Raw genomic sequence first — 18,783 nt, 5'->3', positions numbered from 1 at the left:
TTTAAATTTCGCAATTAATCTTCACTTCACGCCATATTTGCTTTGCAACTCACTGATGCGTTGCTGATATGAGCCTGCCAGGCACGCGTTTTTATCGTCTTCTTTCCAGCACTCATTGCGCCCTCTAATCCAGCCTCGTTGTTCAGCTTTAAGCGTCGGATTATTTTTGGATTTAGCCAGCGCTTGCTTGTACGTCTCGGTAAGTTTTAGATCCTGAGCAGAAAGGGTTTTACTTTGGCAAATGAGGTCTTCCATGCTGCCTTTGCTGACGGCCGCGCAAGAAAACGATGGGCCTGTTTGCTGCTGCGATTTTTTATTTTCAGTGGGTGCGAAGCTTACTTCATCTTCAGGCAAACAGACGCCGTGAGTACGATTGGGGCCGGTCAAAGAGATCTCAGGATTACCGTCTGTTGAACGCACAATGCTGATCACCGTTTTACCGCTGGTCGCTTCCCAATAGGTCGGGCTGCTCTGTTTAATTGTCGCTTTTTGACCATTTACCCACACGCCACCTTTACCGTCACTGTAAGTTCCGCCCGTTTTCCCACAGCTAAAATTGAACGCCTGCGGAGGTGTCGTCTTTTCAGTCGCCGCTTGCGAAGCGAGCGGAAATAAAACTAACGCAATGAGAACGATATTTTTCATGATGAACCCTTAGGTCGAAATTTGCGTACTGGCTTCAGTATGCGTTATGCCAGGGAATTTAACACGCTCATGTAAGGCTGGATTATCACTGTCATCTTTCAGCTTCACCCCGGTTAACCGGCGCAAGAAGGCTTATTCCAGGAGCCATGCAACTTTAAACGCGGCAGCGGTGTAGGCAACCAGATTAAAGACCTGCCGGACTCCTACAAGCGTTACTTGATGAACTACTTCCGCAAATCGCTGGATGTTATGGGTACACTAATCCGTATCCAGTTCAAGGAAGGCGAGAACCCGTTTGGTTTTTTATCTCATAGTCCGGTAGAGAAAATTGGCTGATAAAGGCATTGAGCGCTTTGGTATCCGGCAGGGCAGACAATGCACCTTTGCGGGTTGTCGCGAGGGCACCACAGGCACCAGCCTGAGCAATGGCCTGATGGATCTGTTCAAAGCTCTCCGGCATCCCATTATGTGCAATCCAGGCCAACAAACCGGCGACGAAAGCGTCGCCAGCCCCGGTTGTATCGACACTATCGACGGTATAGCCATTGAAATGGATGACGCTGTCGCGCCATAACACCATGGCGCCTTGCGAACCGTAGGTCACTACTTTCAGTTGTGCAGGTAGCGCCTTAAGACCTTCAAGCGCCAGGGTAAAATTGTGGGTACCTGTCATCCAGTACCATTCTTCTTCCGAGAGTTTAAGAATGTCGGCCTGAGAGGAAAAATGGCGCACCGTCTCGAGCATTTCATGCTTGTCGAGCCACATTTGCTCCCGTAAGTTCACATCGAAACTCAGCAATCCCCCGCGTTGTTTAACATTGCTGATGGCGGCAACCAATGTATTACGGCAAACGTCGGTGACCATTGCCAGAGAGCAGAAGTGCAGAATATCGTTGCTAAATTCTGGAAGGGCATCGGACGTTAAAAATTGATCGGCGGAGGGGGTGGTTAAAAACGTAAACTCGCGCTCTCCGCCACTATTCAGAGAGACCAGCACCGTACTGGTTTTGTGCTGGTTATCCAGTTGAAGGCATGCGGTTGAGACGCCTGAGTCAGACAGCGTTTTTTTTAGAAAATGACCAAAGTCGTCATCACCAACCCGGCCAATAAAGCCACTCTGGCTGTGTAAACGTGCAGCACCTACCGCAACATTGAATGGGGCTCCTCCTGCGCAGGCTTGATACTGCATCTCTGAAAGCGGTAAAAGATCGACCACCGCATCGCCAAGAGTCCAGATATTCATGATATTTCCTTAATGATAATTAACTCATTTTATTCAAACGTATTTTTTAAAAGTTATAATCCAGCATCAACTTATAATCGGTGGTGAGGGCATCGCCATTAGTGACCCAGCTTCCGCTCTGGTTTATCAACGAACCGGTAACTTCCCCAGATGCTGTGAAACGAGAGGTCAAAGGATAATTCACCGACACCTTCAGGAAGCGATTGCGGGTATTTTGGAATACTTCGCCATCTTCAGGCTGCGCATTGTTTTTCTTATAATGCCCATAACCGCCGCTCAGTGTTGTGGATAATTTCCCCCAGTTGCGCCAGACGCCGAATGAAGCGGTCCAGCTTTTTTCGTCGATATCGCCCCACTGCGCTCTGTCTAAAATGGCAGAAGCAAATTGCTGGCGGAACCAGACCCCGGTGGTGTTGTTAATAATATATTGCACCCCTGGTTCAATCTGAAATGAACGTACGTCACGGTCATTTTGTGAACCACCGCTGCGGCGATGGTCAATCTGCTGATACAGGTAGTTAAAGAAGGATAAATTGTCCGTAACACGCAAATCGGTAAAGAACTTGGCGCGTCCTTGCCAACGATCGTCGATTGACGCACTCCCGCCCATAACATCCCAGCCATAACGAAGGCGCTTATAGAAATATTCGTGGCCGATAATCAACTGAGTCCACTGATTCTGGCTGATGTAAGTCTGGTTCTCCCACGTGCCGTTATAGTTGGTGGTTCTGCCATCAGAGAACGCCAGATACCAACCGGGTAATGCATCATGACGCATTACCCCTTGTACAAACGTCAGTGAATCATTCCCGCTGTGGAAATGGCTGTTACGCCAGTTATTATCCTCAATGGCATATTTCATTTTAAGCTGGCCGTGAACGCGACCACCGGCAGGATTGGAGGAGCGAGTTGAGGTCCACATGACATCCTCATCCAGATATGACCACGGATCCACGGCAATAACCTTTCCCGATGAATCCTTCATGATGCTCATACTCGCATTCGCCAGCGCTGGAAAAAGAAGAACAAAAATAACAGACAGGGCATGATGGTTTTTCATAATAATATCCCGTTAAATCATTTCTTTTATTTTCAGCATTGCGTGAAAATTATCGTTTTGAGGCAGACTGATACTCCATGGTTTCTCCTGCATGGAATACATCCGGGTGCTGAATGCCGCTTTATTGTTTATGTAAAAAACAGCAATTGAGTTTTGAACCAGAACACGTAACTCAACTTTGTCATCGAGCGGAACATTCACCCAGGATTCAGCGTTGGCCTGATGAATCGACGCGAGCGGAGCGTTAAAAAAGTAGACTTTCCCTTTGCTCTTATTGAACACAACGTTGAGCGTCGCATCACTGACTCTGTCGTCAGTCAGCCCAAAGCTCATGACCATTCCCGCAGAGGGAACATCTACCGTTGCGCTTAACTCACCTCGTTTGGGCAGGGGTGGGTACACAGAAGACTGTAACAAGCCGAACTGCGTTGCCGTTTTTAGCGTTTTACTGCTTGTTAAGGTGGTAACTGGACCTGGGTTGTCATCGATGACCGTCAGTAGCTCATGGGGGAGGATGCTATTGAGCTGGCCTTTGTCATCTGCGGTCAGCTCATGAACTACCAGATTTCCTGCCCAGTCAATGTTGCCGCTGTCGCGGTTTCCCGCTTTGGTCGGGATCCAACCGAAAACAAACAAGCGGTCGTTTTTGAGAGCCAGTTTGCCTGCGTATAAACCCGACCCATCGACCACATAATTGTCCATTTTCCGCCACGGCCCGTCCGGATTCTCCGCGACCCGATATTGTGTCAGGCGTAGCGGCCATTGGTCGCTAAAGCTGAGATACCAACGTCCGTTGAAGAACACAAGCGTCGGGCATTCGAGGTTTGCGTTGCTGGTAATAGTATCGTTATTAAAAAATACCCCACGGTCTTCCCAGTTCTTTAAATCGGTTGAGCTGTACCGGGCAATAACACCACGACCATTGCTGCGGGTAGTAATTAACATCCAGTATTCTTTCTTTTCTTCAATCCAGGCAATATGGGGATCGCGGAAGTCATTACCCCGATAGTTACCGCCTGGCAGAATCGTATCCTGAGGGTGTTTCACCCAGTGAAGACGGTCTTCACTGGTCGCGTGCATAATGGACTCCACCGGGAACACATTTTCATTATGTGCGGTGTACCAGGCATGCCAGATATTGCCGACTTTAATAATCGAGCCGGTTCCCAATAGCAGTTCAGGATCGTCAACGTCGTTAACGTAGGGAATCACTTCCGAATGGTTCTGATAATCATATAAGTTGGCACTCGACAGCAGATGAATTGCGTGTACTCCTACATCGCTACCACCGCGTACATCATTAAGATAAAAAATATCAAATTTGCCATCGCTATAAACAGGCATCGGGTCACCAATAAATGAACCCTCCACTCGTGGGAAAAAGTTATTAATATGACTAATGCTTTTATTATGTAATGTTTCTTTAGATGGCTGCGACCAGGCTGTCGTATTTCCAACAGAGAGCGCCAGCAGAGCGACGAATGCCACCAACGTTGATTTTTTCATGCTATACCTGAATGTCAGAAGTTATAATTCACGCCAACCACGGTAAATGGATTCCATGAGTGACCGGTAGATGTCCAGAGTCCGGTTTCTTTGGTAAATTGCGCTTTGAATTCACCATATAATCTCACTTCACCAACAACCGGATAGCTGATGGTGCCGCCAATAAATTTATATCGGCCATCATAAAAAACTTCTTTGGCATTGCTGGCATTATCTATTTTGTCCTGACCGAATCCAAAATACAGCGAGGTTAATAGAGGGTACCAATTTCGCCAGAGTCCAGCCGTGACTTTCCATTCTTCTTCAATAATGTCGCCCCAGCTTTCACGCTCCTGACGGTTATAGTAATAATAAGGTCGAAGATACAAACCAAGATCCGAGCTCACGCGGTATTGAATGGCAGGTTCAATTTCAAATATATACTGATCAAGATCGCCATTTCCTGGCTCATTACCCTGCGGCTGATATTCACCATAAGCATATCCGGCAAGGCTCCATTTGTTGCTCAGTCGCAGGTCTTGCCAGACTTTGAACCTATTCTTCCAGCGTTTAGTTGCTGTTTCGGAACCGACCATGACTTCCGTACCGATATTACCTCGCCAGGTTTCAACAATATGACCAACAAAAATCTCATTGATGGTATTGGTTCCATTGTAGTCCTGATTGCTAAACTGGCCTTTATAACTATCTTCCCTGGCATTCCAGAAACCAAAATACCAGTTTGGTAATTCATCGTGCCTTAAAAAAGCCTGGATGGTGGCGAGTTTGAATTTTCCGCTGTCTTTCTTATTATTACTCCAGCGAACATCATCAATTTCTACCTGAGTCCCGATGTTTCCGTGCAGGCCGCCGACTTCCATGTTGCGACCAATACTGTTCCAGTGAACCGGCGGGTCTTCCTGTCTTAAACGCAATAGGCTGACATCTTCCGGGTTATCTACGTTATTATTTTTTTTCACTTCAGCTGTTTTATTATCAGTTGATAATGTTACTGGCACTGACGATGCCGTGGGTTCAGATTCTTTACCCGCAGTAACAACGCTAAGTGATGATTGCTTATTTTCTTTTTTTGCCAGTGATGTACTCGTTGTTTTGGTGTCAGATTCATCTTGAAAATAGCTTTCATAGCTTCCTGTATAATCTACTGCCTGTTCTGTTGTTTCTTCAGCAATGGCAGGATATGTAACCAATGACAGTATCAATGCCAGTGTCTGTTTTCTTGAAACGAATATTTTTTTATTTGTCGCTCTAATGCGATGCTGAGGTGCTAATATTTCATCCATTTTGCTATCTCATTATTCCAGACAGTAATATGCCAGCCAGAGACTGGCAGAAATAAAAAGCTTTCAATGTAAGAAACACGTCGAAACTGAGTGGGATTATTTATCCAAAGACCAGTATCCGGCATCTTGTAATGAGGCAATACCGTGATTCGCAAACAGTGAAATATCGCGTTGATCCGGCTGCGGATAAATTCGGCTGCTTAAGCAAGCGTCGCCATCGTTAACAAATACTTCCACTGATGAGCGATCAATAAATATTCGCAGTGACAGTAAGCTGTTTGCGGGCAGCGGAATGCTGCGCGTCCCTTCAAGTGAATATTTCGGATAGCTACGCTCCACCACCAGACGCTGGGCCTGATTGTCGACGTATATTCTCAGCCCGTCGCCTAACGCCATGCCAAACTGTTCAGCCGTAGACGCGCTCAGATCCCATGCCAGCTGCACCTCGACCGCTTCGGCATTTGCCGTGACAAGGACTTTCTGATTATTCAGGTCGCGAACGGGCGCGGGATAATAGCTGCCGCGCAGTGCGGTGACTTCGTCAGCGGGTTTCATCTTCACACGATGATTGTCATCAAGGCTTAATTCACGCGGGAGAGAGAGCATACCGGCCCATCCATCCTGCTGTTCGGGCATCGGCGATTCCCACATAGCCAGCCAGCCGATGACAATGCGGCGGTTATCCGGGGTCAGGAAACTTTGCGGAGCATAAAAGTCGTGTCCATGGTCCAGCTCAATAAATTCTCCATTATGGGTGAACGGTTGTCCTGGCTGCCATTCCCCGAGCAAATAGCCACTCTGGAAGAGGTTGCGATGATGATAACCTTCCGCCGCCATCCCTTGTGGGGAGAACATCAGGACGCGCTTATCTCCCAGGGTAAAGAAATCCGGGCATTCCCACATAAAACCCATGCCTTCGTCAGCCTCGGCGAAAATACCTTTGTCGTGCCACTCACGGAGATCGGTGGAGCGGTACAGGCGCACCTGGCCAGTATTCTCCACGCGGGAACCGACAACCATGTACCAGAACTCACCTTCGCGCCACACCTTCGGATCGCGAAAATGATGCAGTCCTGGCGGTGTATCAATCACCATGCCATGCCGTTCAAAATGGATGCCGTCACAGCTGCTTGCCAGGCACTGCACCTGGTAGAGATTGTCGTCGGTGTCTGCCGAACCGTGAAATTTATGTCCGGTATAAATCAGCGCCAGCGTATCGCCGTCCACCACGGCGGAGCCGGAGAAACAGCCGTCTTTATCCGCCGGGCCTTCCGGGGCCAGCGCAACCGGTAGATGTTCCCAGTGCACCAGATCTTTGCTGCGGGCGTGCCCCCAGTGCATCGGACCCCATTGAGGGGAAAAGGGGTGATGTTGATAAAACGCGTGATACCAACCATCAAACCACACCAGGCCGTTAGGATCATTCATCCAGCCTGCGCGAGCGGCAAGGTGATACCGCGGATACCAGCGTGGATTGATAGCGGATTGTGCTTTTTCAAGCGTCTGTTCAGCCTGTTCTAATAAGGATGTCATTGTCTTTACTCTCAGTACATTAAACAGCGTTTTGCTGCAGAAAGGATGGCTCAGATGAGGGTTGATTTGAGCGCAAAAGGAAAATGGAAATAAACGTGGTGCAGAACACCGTAATGCCCATGATCAGATAGGACTGAGCGAAGCCGAATTTCTCATAGCTAAAGCCCGCCAGCGGGGATAACACGGAGCCAATAATCGAGCTGGTGCAGGCGAATCCCACCAGATAAATCGTGGAGGACAGGCGTTTATCGAAATTTAGACTGTTGTATTTAAAAATGGCGACTAACAGTATCGGCAGTTCAACAGCGTGAAGCAGTTTGGTAATTGAAATCAGCAGGGGTCCTTCCACCAGACCGGAAGCAATCATGCGCAGCGCCATTACCATCCCTGCGAATATCAGACCATTTTTAGCGCCAATGCGGTTAACCAGCCACGGTGCACAAAACATGCCTGCTGCCTCTAGAAAGACCTGGAAGGAGTTTAAATAGCCAAACATCGCGTTCCCTTCTCTTAATGTCGGGAACTGTGAAGAGAAATAGACCGGGAATTGCTGGTCGTATACGCCGTAAATGCAGGTTCCGACCACAAAGAAGATAAGTGCCCAGAAGTGCGGTAAGGTGAGCAAGCGCAGGGCATCTGTCAGGGAGACTTTTTTAGCGCCTATTTCGAGTTTCTCCATGCATGCCGGAGCCGCGACTTTTAAGCGGAGCAGCAGGCAGAAGAAGATTATCCCTGAGCAAGAGGCCACCAGGAAGTTAAGGTCAGGGTTGATATTAAACAGTAACCCGGCAAAAAACGTGGCGACAGCCCAGCCCAGAGACCCCCACATGCGGGCCCGTCCAAACTCAAAGGTACTCTGACGCGCAACGCGCTCGGTATAAGACTCCAGAACGCCGATACCACCATTAAATGTCAGCCCGATAAATAAACCACCGAACGCGCTCCCCAACAGAATGTTGATGCTCAGCAAATAGCTAAACAGCAGATAAGCGGGGCCGGAGAGGATCAGCAGGGCGGTGATGAACCATAACAGATGTTTGCGCAGGCCAAGTCGATCCTGGATAAAGCCATAACAAACCTGAGCGAAGAGCGCGGAAACGGATAAGACGGAAAAGATAATGCCGGTTTCCGATGCTTTTAGCCCCACTTCCTGGTTAAGCCAAATGGAGAGAAGTGAACTTGACGAGGACCAAGTCACAAAGAAAAAGAACAGCAGAGCGCTGAGCAGCAGGTAGCTGCGTGAAGGCCGTTTTTTCATTTATGTAATCTCATAAGAGGGTATGCATAAATGGTAACGTTAACATTTTTGATGTACACTTAGTTTTGGCTTGTTAACCGATGTTAATCACAAAAGTTAACGTTAACATTAATATGTTGCGATCAAGATCAAATTTTTTATCGTGGTTTGCATAGCCTTGGGGTTCGATGCTTAAAATAGGGAATTCGCGTTTGATCACAACCCTTAAATCGCTGGATTGAGTGCAAAACCAGGATTGGATCGTTAGTTTTTTAATGGAAGGTTATGGCGTCTTTAAAAGATGTGGCCAGACTGGCCAATGTATCTCTAATGACCGTGTCGCGGGTGCTGAATGATCCGAAACGCGTGAAACCTGAAACCCTTTCACGGGTGCAGGAGGCTATCTTACAGCTCAACTATGTGCCGGATCTGTCTGCCCGCCAGGTGCGCCGTGTTGGCTCCAGGAATAAAACAATTGGCGTGCTTGCTCTGGATACAGTCACTACCCCTTTTTCAGTCGAAATTACGCTGTCTATCGAAGAAACCGCACGGGCGTATGGCTGGAATAGCTTCGTGGTTAACATGTTTGCTGATGACAATCCTGACGATATTGTCGATCTGCTACTCGCGCACCGGCCTGGGGGGATTATTTTCACCACCATGGGGCTGCGCGAAGTGAGCATCTCCCCCAAGTTGCTGAAGCACCCCCTTGTACTCGCCAATTGCGAGAACAAGGGAGAACTGGTTGCCAGCTATATTCCTAACGATGAACAAGGGCAGTATACCGCAGTGCAGGCGCTATTAGCGGCGGGGTATCGTCGCCCTCTCTGCTTGCATTTACCTGCCAACCATCTGGCGACGCTTCGCCGCTGTCGGGGGCTTGATCGCGCTTGCCGTGAAGCCAATATCAATCCCGATACGCTTGAGCACTGCTATATGCAATATGGTGACGAGCACTACCGTGATATTCCGGACATTCTGCTGGCGCATATCCATCAGGGGCAACCGCAATTTGATTCGGTTATCTGTGGCAATGACCGTATTGCATTTATGGTATATCAGACGCTGTTGACACAAGGGATCCGAATCCCACAGGATATTGCTGTTCTTGGGTACGATAACCTCGTAGGGATCGGGAATTTGTTTATCCCCCCGCTATCCACTGTCCAGCTACCGCACTATGAGATTGGGCGCTTAAGTACATTGCACATCATCAACGGCGACAGCCACCGAGAGAAAGTGCTGGTCGATAGTCCCTGGCTGTTGCGAGAATCATTTTGAGAAAGCATTGAGGAACTATAATTCTCAGCATGCGAATGACGATATTTGGAATAAACCTTCCCGGCGAATAATAAAAATGCAGTTGTGTTCCGATTCCATCGGTTTGCGCTTAGGTTTCCATCTGGGTACAACAAAAGATGAATAGAGTTGTAGAACTGAAAGGAGTAATTATGGAAACGAAATGCCCGGTGTGTGAAAACCCGCTCCAGCCAACCGATACAGGCGCGCACTGTGAAGCCTGCAAACAGGATTTTCGTCTTGAGGCTCGCTGCCCGGATTGCCACAAGCCGCTGGAAGTTTTAAAAGCCTGCGGTGCGGTGGATTATTTTTGCCAGAATGGACATGGTTTGATCTCGAAGAAACGCGTCGAGTTCGTGCCTGTTGTCGAATAAGTTTTAGCTTTTCGCCGCCGTTTTACGCTTGCGTACAGGCTTCACCGGTGTAATGCCGGTGACCTGGCTTTCCACCCAGCCATCTTCCAGACGCGTTGTTAGCGTATCCCCAGAATTCACCTGTTTGGTTTTCTTCAGCACTTTGCCGTCTGTCGCCGTTGTGACGCTATAACCACGCGCCAGTGTCGCCAGCGGACTGACTGCTTCAAGCTGTGCGATAGCCGTGCCGAAGCGTTGGCGAGTCTGGCTAAGACGCGCCGTGACCACCTGCGATAAACGATATTCCAACTGCTGTAAACGAGTCTGCGCGCGATGAATTCGAGCTTGTGGTTGTTGCTGGTTCAAACGCTGCATCAGGCGCTGCTGCTGTTGCGAACTGCGGCGCAGTTTTGCGTCCATTGCCACGGTCAAACGCTGCTGTAAACGCTCAAGCGTCGTTTGTTGGCGAGCCAGGCGCAGTTGCGGATGTTGTTGTTGCAGGCGATGTTGTAAGCGCGTGAAGCGCTGCGTGCGCTGGGCGAGATAATAATCCATCGCCATTTCCATACGCTGCTGCGACGATTGCAACTGACGCAGTAATTCGAGCTGATTACGGCTGACAATTTCCGCTGCGGCTGAAGGCGTTGGCGCGCGGACATCTGCGACAAAATCGGCGATCGTGACGTCAGTTTCATGCCCTACGGCACTAACGATCGGGATCTTGCTTGCGAAGATAGCCCTGACAACGCGCTCATCGTTAAAGCTCCATAAATCTTCCAGCGAGCCGCCGCCGCGCCCGACAATCAGCACGTCACACTCTTTGCGCACGTTTGCCAGCTCAATAGCGCGTATGATTTGCATCGGCGCATCAGCGCCCTGAACAGCGGTCGGATAAATAATTACCGGCAGAGAAGGGTCGCGGCGTTTGAGCACGTGCAAAATGTCATGCAGCGCGGCACCGGTTTTTGAGGTAATGACGCCGACCTGGTGTGCCGGTGTTGGTAACGGCTGCTTATGGATTTGTTCAAACAACCCTTCAGCGGTGAGGCGTTGTTTCAGCTCTTCGTATTGCTGCTGCAACAAACCTTCGCCCGCCGGTTGCATGCTTTCAACGATAATCTGGTAATCACCGCGTGGCTCGTACAACGTCAGAGTCGCACGCACCAAAACCTGCTGCCCATGTTGCGGACGGAAGGTGACGCGACGATTGCTGTTACGGAACATTGCACCACGAATTTGTGCGGTATCGTCTTTGAGCGTGAAGTACCAGTGACCGGAAGCCGGTTGGGTGAAGTTGGAAATTTCACCGCTGATCCAGACTTGCCCCATCTCTTGTTCCAGCAGCATTCTAACCGTCTGATTCAGACGGCTGACGGTAAAAATTGATGGAGTATTTATCGTTGGCATGTGACCTGGATCAAATTCTAAATCAGCAAGTTATTCGGTCAATAGTACCTTTCGTATTCTCCTAGGCAAGGAGTTTTCTTAAAAAAGTGTGGATGCAATCGATTCCGCTCTGTATAATGCCGCGGCAATATTTTATCTGTTCTCATTCACCCCAGGTTGAGATATTGCCATGCTACGAATCGCTAAAGAAGCACTGACGTTTGATGACGTTCTCCTCGTTCCAGCTCACTCTACAGTTCTGCCTAACACGGCCGATCTCAGCACCCAGTTGACCAAAACTATTCGTTTGAATATCCCTATGCTGTCCGCAGCCATGGATACCGTAACGGAAGCCCGTCTGGCCATTTCTTTGGCTCAGGAAGGTGGACTTGGTTTCATCCACAAAAATATGTCGATTGAGCGCCAGGCTGAAGAAGTCAAACGCGTGAAAAAACACGAAAGTGGCGTTGTGACTGACCCACAGACCGTGCTGCCGACAACCACTCTGCACGAAGTTAAAGAACTCACCGCACGTAATGGTTTCGCGGGTTATCCTGTTGTCACCGAAGCCAACGAACTGGTCGGTATTATCACCGGTCGTGACGTTCGCTTCGTCACTGACTTAAACCAGCCTGTCAGCGTGTACATGACCCCGAAAGAGCGTCTGGTTACCGTGAAAGAAGGCGAAGCGCGTGATGTTGTGCTGTCTAAAATGCACGAAAAACGCGTTGAGAAGGCATTGGTTGTCGATGGCAACTTCCACCTGCAGGGCATGATTACCGTAAAAGACTTCCAGAAAGCAGAACGTAAACCTAACGCCTGTAAAGACGACCAGGGCCGTCTGCGTGTTGGGGCTGCCGTTGGCGCAGGTGCGGGCAACGAAGAGCGTATCGACGCTCTGGTAGCCGCTGGTGTCGATGTTTTGCTGATTGACTCCTCTCACGGTCACTCCGAAGGCGTTCTGCAACGTATTCGTGAAACTCGCGCTAAATATCCTGACCTGCAAATCATTGGCGGCAACGTGGCTACGGCGAACGGCGCTCGCGCGCTGGCTGACGCTGGTGTGAGTGCGGTTAAAGTCGGTATCGGTCCTGGCTCCATCTGTACCACTCGTATCGTTACTGGCGTGGGCGTTCCACAAATCACTGCGGTTGCTGACGCAGTTGAAGCGCTGGAAGGTACCGGCATCCCGGTTATTGCTGACGGTGGTATCCGCTTCTCCGGCGATATTGCGAAAGCTATCGCAGCAGGCGCTTCTGCGGTGATGGTTGGCGGTATGTTGGCAGGGACTGAAGAATCTCCAGGTGAAATCGAACTTTACCAGGGCCGTTCTTTCAAATCCTACCGCGGTATGGGTTCCCTGGGCGCGATGTCTAAAGGTTCTTCAGACCGTTACTTCCAGACTGACAACGCAGCGGACAAACTGGTGCCGGAAGGTATCGAAGGCCGCGTGGCTTACAAAGGCCACCTGAAAGAGATCGTTCACCAGCAAATGGGTGGCCTGCGCTCCTGCATGGGTCTGACCGGCTGTGGTACTATCGACGAGCTGCGTACCAAAGCGGAATTTGTACGCATCAGCGGTGCGGGCATTCAGGAAAGTCACGTTCACGATGTGACGATTACTAAAGAGTCCCCGAACTACCGTATGGGTTCTTAAAATTTCTGCGCCCGGCTTTATGCCGGGTGTTTTTATTTTGTTTCACTTGCCTCGGAATTAGCCTCAATGACGGAAAATATCCATAAACATCGCATACTTATCCTTGATTTCGGTTCTCAGTACACTCAACTCGTTGCGCGCCGTGTGCGTGAATTGGGCGTTTACTGTGAGCTGTGGGCATGGGATGTCACTGAAGCACAGATTCGTGATTTCAACCCAAGCGGTATCATCCTTTCTGGTGGCCCGGAAAGTACCACTGAACATAACAGCCCACGTGCGCCTGAATATGTCTTCACCGCAGGTGTGCCAGTATTTGGCGTGTGCTACGGCATGCAGACCATGGCGATGCAGCTTGGCGGCCACGTTGAGGGTTCTAACGAACGTGAATTTGGTTACGCGCAGGTCGAAGTTAAAACAGACAGCGCACTGGTTCGCGGTATCGAAGATTCCCTGAGTGCAGATGGCAAACCACTGCTCGATGTCTGGATGAGCCACGGCGATAAAGTCACCGCGATCCCTTCAGACTTCGTGACCGTTGCCAGCACCGAAACATGCCCGTTCGCGATTATGGCGAACGAAGAAAAACGTTTCTATGGTGTGCAGTTCCACCCGGAAGTGACCCATACCCGTCAGGGCCAGCGTTTGCTGGAACGTTTTGTTCTGGATATCTGCGGCTGCGAAGCACTGTGGACTCCGGCAAAAATCATCGAAGATGCGATTGTTCGCCTGCGTGAACAAGTGGGCAATGACAAAGTGATTCTGGGCTTGTCAGGTGGCGTGGATTCTTCCGTTACCGCCATGCTGCTGCACCGCGCGATTGGCGACCGTCTGACTTGTGTATTCGTTGATAACGGCCTGCTGCGTTTGAACGAAGCTGAACAAGTGATGGACATGTTTGGCGATCACTTCGGTCTGAACATCATTCACGTTAAAGGCGAAGAACGTTTCTTGTCCGCGTTGGCGGGTGAGAACGATCCGGAAGCGAAACGTAAAATCATTGGCCGCGTGTTTGTTGAAGTGTTCGATGAAGAAGCACTGAAACTGGAAGACGTGAAGTGGTTGGCTCAGGGCACCATTTATCCTGACGTCATCGAATCTGCTGCTTCTGCGACCGGTAAAGCACACGTCATCAAATCTCACCACAACGTGGGCGGCTTGCCGAAAGAGATGAAGATGGGTCTGGTTGAGCCGCTGCGTGAGCTGTTCAAAGACGAAGTACGCAAAATTGGCCTGGAACTGGGCCTGCCATACGACATGCTTTACCGCCACCCGTTCCCGGGGCCAGGTTTAGGCGTGCGCGTGCTGGGTGAAGTGAAGAAAGAGTATTGCGACCTGCTGCGTCGTGCTGATGCGATCTTTATTGAAGAACTGCATAAAGCAGATCTCTACAACAAAGTCAGCCAGGCATTTACCGTGTTCTTGCCGGTACGCTCTGTTGGCGTGATGGGCGATGGCCGTAAATACGATTGGGTTGTCTCACTGCGTGCAGTTGAAACCATCGACTTTATGACCGCGCATTGGGCGCACCTGCCATACGATTTCCTTGGCCGTGTTTCCAACCGCATTATCAACGAAGTTAACGGTATTTCCCGTGTGGTTTACGATATTTCTGGCAAACCGCCAGCGACTATCGAGTGGGAATAACGAGCCGTCAGGCATAACTGTCACTATCTCGTAGTCAGTTAAATCGAAGCCCATTTTTTAATGGGCTTTTTTTATGGTGCAATTTAACCGAGCCGCGCATGCAGCCAGGGAAGTAATTGTTTTTTGCGACTTAACATCCCGGCGATGGTGCAGGGAGCGTTATCGGTAAGTGCGGGGCCAGCAAAGTAGAGCCTTGAGCACTCAGCGCTGATATCGGTCAGCATCAAAACCACCAGGCCAGCTCCCGAAGTTGTGACCCGCTGCTCCATCGCTGATTTAAGCTCATCGATAAGCGGTTCTGCCTGGTCCAGAGAATACAATTCGAGTTGTGCGACCAGTACTTTATTCCCTGAAATATCAAACATTTTACTGTCTTTATTCAACAGTTCGTCTGCGTTCAAACCGACAATATCTGTCTTGGCGGTCAGCAAATCACGAATGAAATCTTCACGATCCACTTTGGCGAGAGAGCAGAGCTCATCTACAGCCTGGCGGTCTTCATCAGTGGTCGTCGGCGAGCGAAGTGCGACGGTATCACTCAACGCCGCTCCCAAAAGCAAAATGGCTTCGCTGCGGGAAATCTCATGGCGAATGGTCGGAGTCATCAGTTGCCATAACAATGTCGCACTGCTGCCGACAGGTTTTATCCACACTTCAGGAGGGAGCTGAGTGATCAGGCCGCCAAGACGGTGATGGTCGATAATCCCGACAACATTGCTTTCATTCAGCGAGGCTGGCCCTTGCGCGGGTTCGGTGAAATCAACCAGCCAGACATCTTTGCCAGCAAGGGAATCATCAAGCAGCGGCGGAGGCGTCAGGCCCGCATGGCGGAATATATAGTTTGTTTCTCTGTTTAACTCACCGAGACGAAACGCCTGGGCATTACGCCCTTTAATCGTCAGCCAGCGTGCAGCCATGTACGCTGTGCAGACGGTATCGCTATCGGGATTTAGATGGCCAAAGACATGTATCATCTACTCTCTCCTTGTCACAAATTTATTCTGTGCACTTCACTGCGTGTCGTTAGAGTATAGGATGCCATCCGCGCTCATTTCACAACCTTCAGGCGTGAGGCATCGACCACCTGTTTGGCGGTTAGAATATCAATGTCTTGAAGTGAGGCCTTACCGGCTAGTATTGTCCACGGACAGGCTACTTTGCTGTGCTTCTACTTTGTCCTGATGATGGTACCAGGCACCGATGGCAGAATAGACAAAACGGCCAAAAAGGAAGAGAAAACTGATGAGCAGAATAATGCGGGTCATACGATTATTAAATTTATGTCGTCTTCGCATACTCGTAACCTGTGTCACGCAAATGATCCTTGATGTTTACCCGTCAACCGCGGGCGACAGCAATATTTAGGCATAGTGATGCCTGAAGGTCAAATCCTGTTCTTCCTGGAAATGAACGCGAAATCATTTCTCCTTGTTATATAAACATTTCTTAATATTAGTTGATCAGTATATCTCCAGTTACTTTTTTGAATAAATCGTAAATAAAGGACATACTCATTAAGGAAATTGATTTAGATCATATTCATAACGTAATCCCTAACTAAAATCTGCACTCTATCCCATAGCAATATGGGCATAACGTCCGGGTTGGATACCTGTTCGAAACTTACCCGAGCTGGATGATAGGGTTCCTGGCGAATTTCAATGTCTCTGGCAAGCTGGTACAAGAACAATAAGAACAAATGGTGGGCGCTACCTCTGGTGCTGCCGAGTCTGCTGCTTCCCATTGCTGTTTGGTGTAATGCTAATACCGTGATGGAAGGGAGCCGCGTTTTCCTCGTCTATATGCCGCTTGGTCTGATGACGGCTTTCACACTGCTTTTCGGTTGGGCCGCTTTCCCTGGCATTATTCTCGCGTTGTTAATCCGTTACGTTCCTATGAAAGGGGAAATTACCGCGTTATTGTCGGTGATTCATTTTCTGCTCCCCATTGCGGTTAGCTGGGGAGGCTACCGTATATTCGTGCCCCGGCGCAGTTCAGTGATGTTTGGCATCATCAAATTAACGGCGCAACGCATGCTGTGGCTGGTCATCGTCAACTCATTTATTTTTTTGATTATCTATCAGCTTGGGCTTTTCTTCGGCTGGTATGACGGCGTCAACTCAACGGTCGCGGAAAACCCGTTTCACGCTCGTACATTGATTAATTTCCAGGCTGTGCTTGTTGGCTGCCTGACGGGAATGCCATTTTTCTATTCCATCATTCGCATGTGCCGAAACCCGCGCTTTATTTTTTCGTTTTTGTCGCGAATGAAAGCCCAAATGCAATCGGGCGTGACCAAAGGCGAGATTGCGATATGGGCAGTTATTGTTATGGCGCTGATGAGTTTGTTATTAATACCGATTGACGATGTCAGTAGCATTTTCACGACCGATTACACCTTAACGCTGATTCTGCCGCTGATGTTGTGGGGCGCGATGCGCTTTGGTTTTCTGTTTATCACCACGATCTGGATGGTGATTCTTACTATCTTGTGTAGCGGTTTTCAAAACTACTTGCCACCGTATATGGGCTTCCAGCTTCACCTGGCAATTGCCTCATCTTGTTATGCGGTTTTTTCTATTACCATTTATTTGATGGCGGTCGTCACCACGCGCCAGCGTTTTTTGCACAACAAAGCGCGACGCGTTGCTTTTATCGACCCCGTGGTACAGATGCCAAATCTGCGGGCGCTTAACCGAGATTTATCCCGTCACCCATATTCGGCTCTGGCTTTTTTACGCATACCTGAGCTTGAACTTCTGGGTCGCAACTATGGCGTGCAGCTTCGCATTCAATATAAGCAGCAGCTAAATGATTACTTGCAGCCAGTGCTTGAGGATAGAGAAAAGGTTTATCACTTGTCGGGGCATGAACTGGCAGTGCGGGTAAATTATGATGATTACCACGAGCGTATTGAAGCTATCGACCAGCGCGTCAAACAGTTCCGTTTTATGTGGGATGGAATGGCAATGCAGCCGCAAGTGGGCATGAGTTATTGCTACATTCGCCAACCGGTGACTCATATTTATTTCTTGTTAGGCGAGCTCAGTACGATGGCGGATTTGTCGCTCGCGACGTCTAAGCCTGAGAACTTGCAGCAGCAGGGCACAAACCCTGTGCAGAATGCGATAAAAAATAAAGTCGCCATGATGAATCGTGTGCAAAGTGCCATTGATTCAGGGGATTTCGTTTTGATGGCGCAGCGAATCGAAGGGATTCGAGGCGACCATTACCATGAGATTTTGTTGCGAATGAAAGGGGATAATGAAGGTGATAATTTGTTTATGCCTGATACCTTTTTGCCAGTGGCGCATGAGTTTGGCTTGTCATCTAAAATCGATAAATGGGTGATTGAAGCAACGCTAAAATTCATGGACGCACACCGTGAACAACTCCCCGGCAGCCGTTTTTCGATTAACCTGACACCGGCTTCGGTCGGGCGCTTGCAGTTTGCCAGTGAAGTCAAATGCCTGCTGGCGCAGTATAAAATTCAGCCCTGGCAGCTCATTTTTGAAGTGACCGAAAGTAACTCATTAACCAATCTTGAGCAGGCCAATATGACGCTGACCACATTGCAAAACATGGGATGCCGCGTGGCAATCGATGATTTCGGCACAGGTTATGCCAGTTATGCGCGTCTGAAAGACATTAGTGCCGACATCCTAAAAATCGACGGCAGTTTTATTCGCAACATACTGACCAGCAGTCTGGATTACCAGATTGTTGAGTCCATCTGCCAGTTAGCGCGCATGAAAAAGATGCAGTTAGTTGCCGAGTATGTCGAAAATGAAGCGGTGAAAGCGGCAGTACAAAGCCTGGGGATTGATTACATTCAGGGATATTTAATTGGGCGTCCGCGGTTACTTGAATCACTTCTCATTAAACAGCGCTTACAGGTGAAAAACTAAGCGCCCGTTTGGGCGCTTAAATTTGTTAA

General features: G+C 49.2%; 15 protein-coding genes and 2 pseudogenes. 6 read left to right on the top strand and 11 right to left on the bottom strand.

Annotated elements, in window-relative coordinates:
- Positions 1-21: 21 nt before the first annotated feature.
- Both AC0IWZ_RS15560 and AC0IWZ_RS15555 read right to left on the bottom strand, forming a co-directional pair.
- Positions 22-645 (bottom strand): lysozyme inhibitor LprI family protein, encoded by a 624-nt coding sequence (locus AC0IWZ_RS15560; RefSeq protein ID WP_471678966.1) that lies wholly within the window; start codon positions 643-645, stop codon positions 22-24.
- Positions 646-654: 9 nt separating this feature from the next.
- Positions 655-825 (bottom strand): annotated as a pseudogene (locus AC0IWZ_RS15555) (hypothetical protein); the annotation flags it as partial.
- Between AC0IWZ_RS15555 and AC0IWZ_RS15550 the strand changes: the two are divergent.
- Positions 820-942, top strand: a pseudogene (locus AC0IWZ_RS15550) (hypothetical protein); the annotation flags it as partial. The pseudogenes AC0IWZ_RS15555 and AC0IWZ_RS15550 sit on opposite strands and share 6 nt — an antisense overlap.
- Here the strand turns inward: AC0IWZ_RS15550 and AC0IWZ_RS15545 are convergent.
- From AC0IWZ_RS15545 to AC0IWZ_RS15520, 6 genes are all read right to left on the bottom strand, one after another.
- Positions 920-1,888 carry an aminoimidazole riboside kinase gene (locus tag AC0IWZ_RS15545; protein ID WP_034497658.1) on the bottom strand — a complete coding sequence of 323 codons (969 nt, stop codon included), beginning with the start codon at positions 1,886-1,888 and terminating at the stop codon, positions 920-922. The pseudogene AC0IWZ_RS15550 and the gene AC0IWZ_RS15545 overlap by 23 nt on opposite strands.
- Before the next feature lie 46 nt (positions 1,889-1,934).
- Positions 1,935-2,948, bottom strand: coding sequence for an OmpG porin family protein (locus tag AC0IWZ_RS15540; protein WP_034497655.1), 1,014 nt, complete (start codon positions 2,946-2,948; stop codon positions 1,935-1,937).
- A 12-nt stretch (positions 2,949-2,960) separates the two neighbouring features.
- Positions 2,961-4,454 (bottom strand): glycoside hydrolase domain-containing protein, encoded by a 1,494-nt coding sequence (locus AC0IWZ_RS15535; protein ID WP_471678967.1) that lies wholly within the window; start codon positions 4,452-4,454, stop codon positions 2,961-2,963.
- Positions 4,455-4,468: 14 nt separating this feature from the next.
- Positions 4,469-5,737 (bottom strand): OmpG porin family protein, encoded by a 1,269-nt coding sequence (locus AC0IWZ_RS15530; protein WP_471678968.1) that lies wholly within the window; start codon positions 5,735-5,737, stop codon positions 4,469-4,471.
- Positions 5,738-5,833: 96 nt separating this feature from the next.
- Positions 5,834-7,270 (bottom strand): glycoside hydrolase family 32 protein, encoded by a 1,437-nt coding sequence (locus AC0IWZ_RS15525; protein ID WP_471678969.1) that lies wholly within the window; start codon positions 7,268-7,270, stop codon positions 5,834-5,836.
- A gap of 19 nt (positions 7,271-7,289) precedes the next feature.
- The gene (locus tag AC0IWZ_RS15520) at positions 7,290-8,528 is read right to left on the bottom strand and encodes an oligosaccharide MFS transporter (protein ID WP_471678970.1); all 1,239 of its coding nucleotides are present in this window, start codon (positions 8,526-8,528) and stop codon (positions 7,290-7,292) included.
- Between the two features lie 264 nt (positions 8,529-8,792).
- On the opposite strand from AC0IWZ_RS15520, the gene AC0IWZ_RS15515 reads away from it, so the two are divergent.
- Both AC0IWZ_RS15515 and AC0IWZ_RS15510 read left to right on the top strand, forming a co-directional pair.
- Positions 8,793-9,788: a LacI family DNA-binding transcriptional regulator gene (locus tag AC0IWZ_RS15515; RefSeq protein ID WP_471678971.1), complete on the top strand. Its 996-nt coding sequence runs from the start codon at positions 8,793-8,795 to the stop codon at positions 9,786-9,788.
- A 170-nt stretch (positions 9,789-9,958) separates the two neighbouring features.
- Complete coding sequence (locus tag AC0IWZ_RS15510) at positions 9,959-10,180, top strand: zinc ribbon domain-containing protein (RefSeq protein WP_172893484.1); 222 nt, start codon at positions 9,959-9,961, stop codon at positions 10,178-10,180.
- A gap of 3 nt (positions 10,181-10,183) precedes the next feature.
- Here AC0IWZ_RS15510 and xseA read toward each other — a convergent pair whose 3' ends face one another.
- Positions 10,184-11,566, bottom strand: coding sequence for an exodeoxyribonuclease VII large subunit (xseA, locus tag AC0IWZ_RS15505; protein WP_471680506.1), 1,383 nt, complete (start codon positions 11,564-11,566; stop codon positions 10,184-10,186).
- 169 nt (positions 11,567-11,735) lie between these two features.
- On the opposite strand from xseA, the gene guaB reads away from it, so the two are divergent.
- Together guaB and guaA are read left to right on the top strand one after the other, a co-directional pair.
- Complete coding sequence (gene guaB, locus AC0IWZ_RS15500) at positions 11,736-13,202, top strand: IMP dehydrogenase (RefSeq protein WP_034497634.1); 1,467 nt, start codon at positions 11,736-11,738, stop codon at positions 13,200-13,202.
- Positions 13,203-13,268: 66 nt separating this feature from the next.
- Positions 13,269-14,846 (top strand): glutamine-hydrolyzing GMP synthase, encoded by a 1,578-nt coding sequence (guaA, locus tag AC0IWZ_RS15495; protein ID WP_034497631.1) that lies wholly within the window; start codon positions 13,269-13,271, stop codon positions 14,844-14,846.
- A gap of 83 nt (positions 14,847-14,929) precedes the next feature.
- Here guaA and AC0IWZ_RS15490 read toward each other — a convergent pair whose 3' ends face one another.
- Together AC0IWZ_RS15490 and AC0IWZ_RS15485 are read right to left on the bottom strand one after the other, a co-directional pair.
- A complete protein-coding gene (locus AC0IWZ_RS15490) occupies positions 14,930-15,820 on the bottom strand; it encodes a manganese-dependent inorganic pyrophosphatase (protein WP_471678973.1) in 891 nt (296 codons plus the stop codon).
- Positions 15,821-15,970: 150 nt separating this feature from the next.
- On the bottom strand, positions 15,971-16,159 hold the full coding sequence (locus tag AC0IWZ_RS15485) for a YfgG family protein (protein WP_072011191.1): 189 nt from the start codon (positions 16,157-16,159) through the stop codon (positions 15,971-15,973).
- A gap of 348 nt (positions 16,160-16,507) precedes the next feature.
- Here AC0IWZ_RS15485 and AC0IWZ_RS15480 point away from each other — a divergent pair, with 348 nt between their 5' ends.
- Positions 16,508-18,754 (top strand): sensor domain-containing phosphodiesterase, encoded by a 2,247-nt coding sequence (locus AC0IWZ_RS15480; protein WP_471678974.1) that lies wholly within the window; start codon positions 16,508-16,510, stop codon positions 18,752-18,754.
- The last annotated feature ends 29 nt before the right edge of the window (positions 18,755-18,783 follow it).

The sequence above is a fragment of the Buttiauxella sp. AC142 genome (genome assembly GCF_979253435.1).
Note: the sequence above shows the minus strand (reverse complement) of the source record. Positions and strands in the feature narration are given on the sequence as shown.

Excerpts from the sequence above, each read along its gene's own strand:
- AC0IWZ_RS15515 (WP_471678971.1), top strand. The coding sequence starts at position 8,793 with ATGGCGTCTTTAAAAGATGTGGCCAGACTGGCCAATGTATCTCTAATG.
- AC0IWZ_RS15530 (WP_471678968.1), bottom strand. The coding sequence starts at position 5,737 with ATGGATGAAATATTAGCACCTCAGCATCGCATTAGAGCGACAAATAAA.
- guaA (WP_034497631.1), top strand. The coding sequence starts at position 13,269 with ATGACGGAAAATATCCATAAACATCGCATACTTATCCTTGATTTCGGT.
- AC0IWZ_RS15540 (WP_034497655.1), bottom strand. The coding sequence starts at position 2,948 with ATGAAAAACCATCATGCCCTGTCTGTTATTTTTGTTCTTCTTTTTCCA.
- AC0IWZ_RS15525 (WP_471678969.1), bottom strand. The coding sequence starts at position 7,270 with ATGACATCCTTATTAGAACAGGCTGAACAGACGCTTGAAAAAGCACAA.
- AC0IWZ_RS15510 (WP_172893484.1), top strand. The coding sequence starts at position 9,959 with ATGGAAACGAAATGCCCGGTGTGTGAAAACCCGCTCCAGCCAACCGAT.
- AC0IWZ_RS15520 (WP_471678970.1), bottom strand. The coding sequence starts at position 8,528 with ATGAAAAAACGGCCTTCACGCAGCTACCTGCTGCTCAGCGCTCTGCTG.
- AC0IWZ_RS15480 (WP_471678974.1), top strand. The coding sequence starts at position 16,508 with ATGTCTCTGGCAAGCTGGTACAAGAACAATAAGAACAAATGGTGGGCG.
- AC0IWZ_RS15535 (WP_471678967.1), bottom strand. The coding sequence starts at position 4,454 with ATGAAAAAATCAACGTTGGTGGCATTCGTCGCTCTGCTGGCGCTCTCT.
- AC0IWZ_RS15545 (WP_034497658.1), bottom strand. The coding sequence starts at position 1,888 with ATGAATATCTGGACTCTTGGCGATGCGGTGGTCGATCTTTTACCGCTT.
- xseA (WP_471680506.1), bottom strand. The coding sequence starts at position 11,566 with ATGCCAACGATAAATACTCCATCAATTTTTACCGTCAGCCGTCTGAAT.
- guaB (WP_034497634.1), top strand. The coding sequence starts at position 11,736 with ATGCTACGAATCGCTAAAGAAGCACTGACGTTTGATGACGTTCTCCTC.
- AC0IWZ_RS15490 (WP_471678973.1), bottom strand. The coding sequence starts at position 15,820 with ATGATACATGTCTTTGGCCATCTAAATCCCGATAGCGATACCGTCTGC.
- AC0IWZ_RS15560 (WP_471678966.1), bottom strand. The coding sequence starts at position 645 with ATGAAAAATATCGTTCTCATTGCGTTAGTTTTATTTCCGCTCGCTTCG.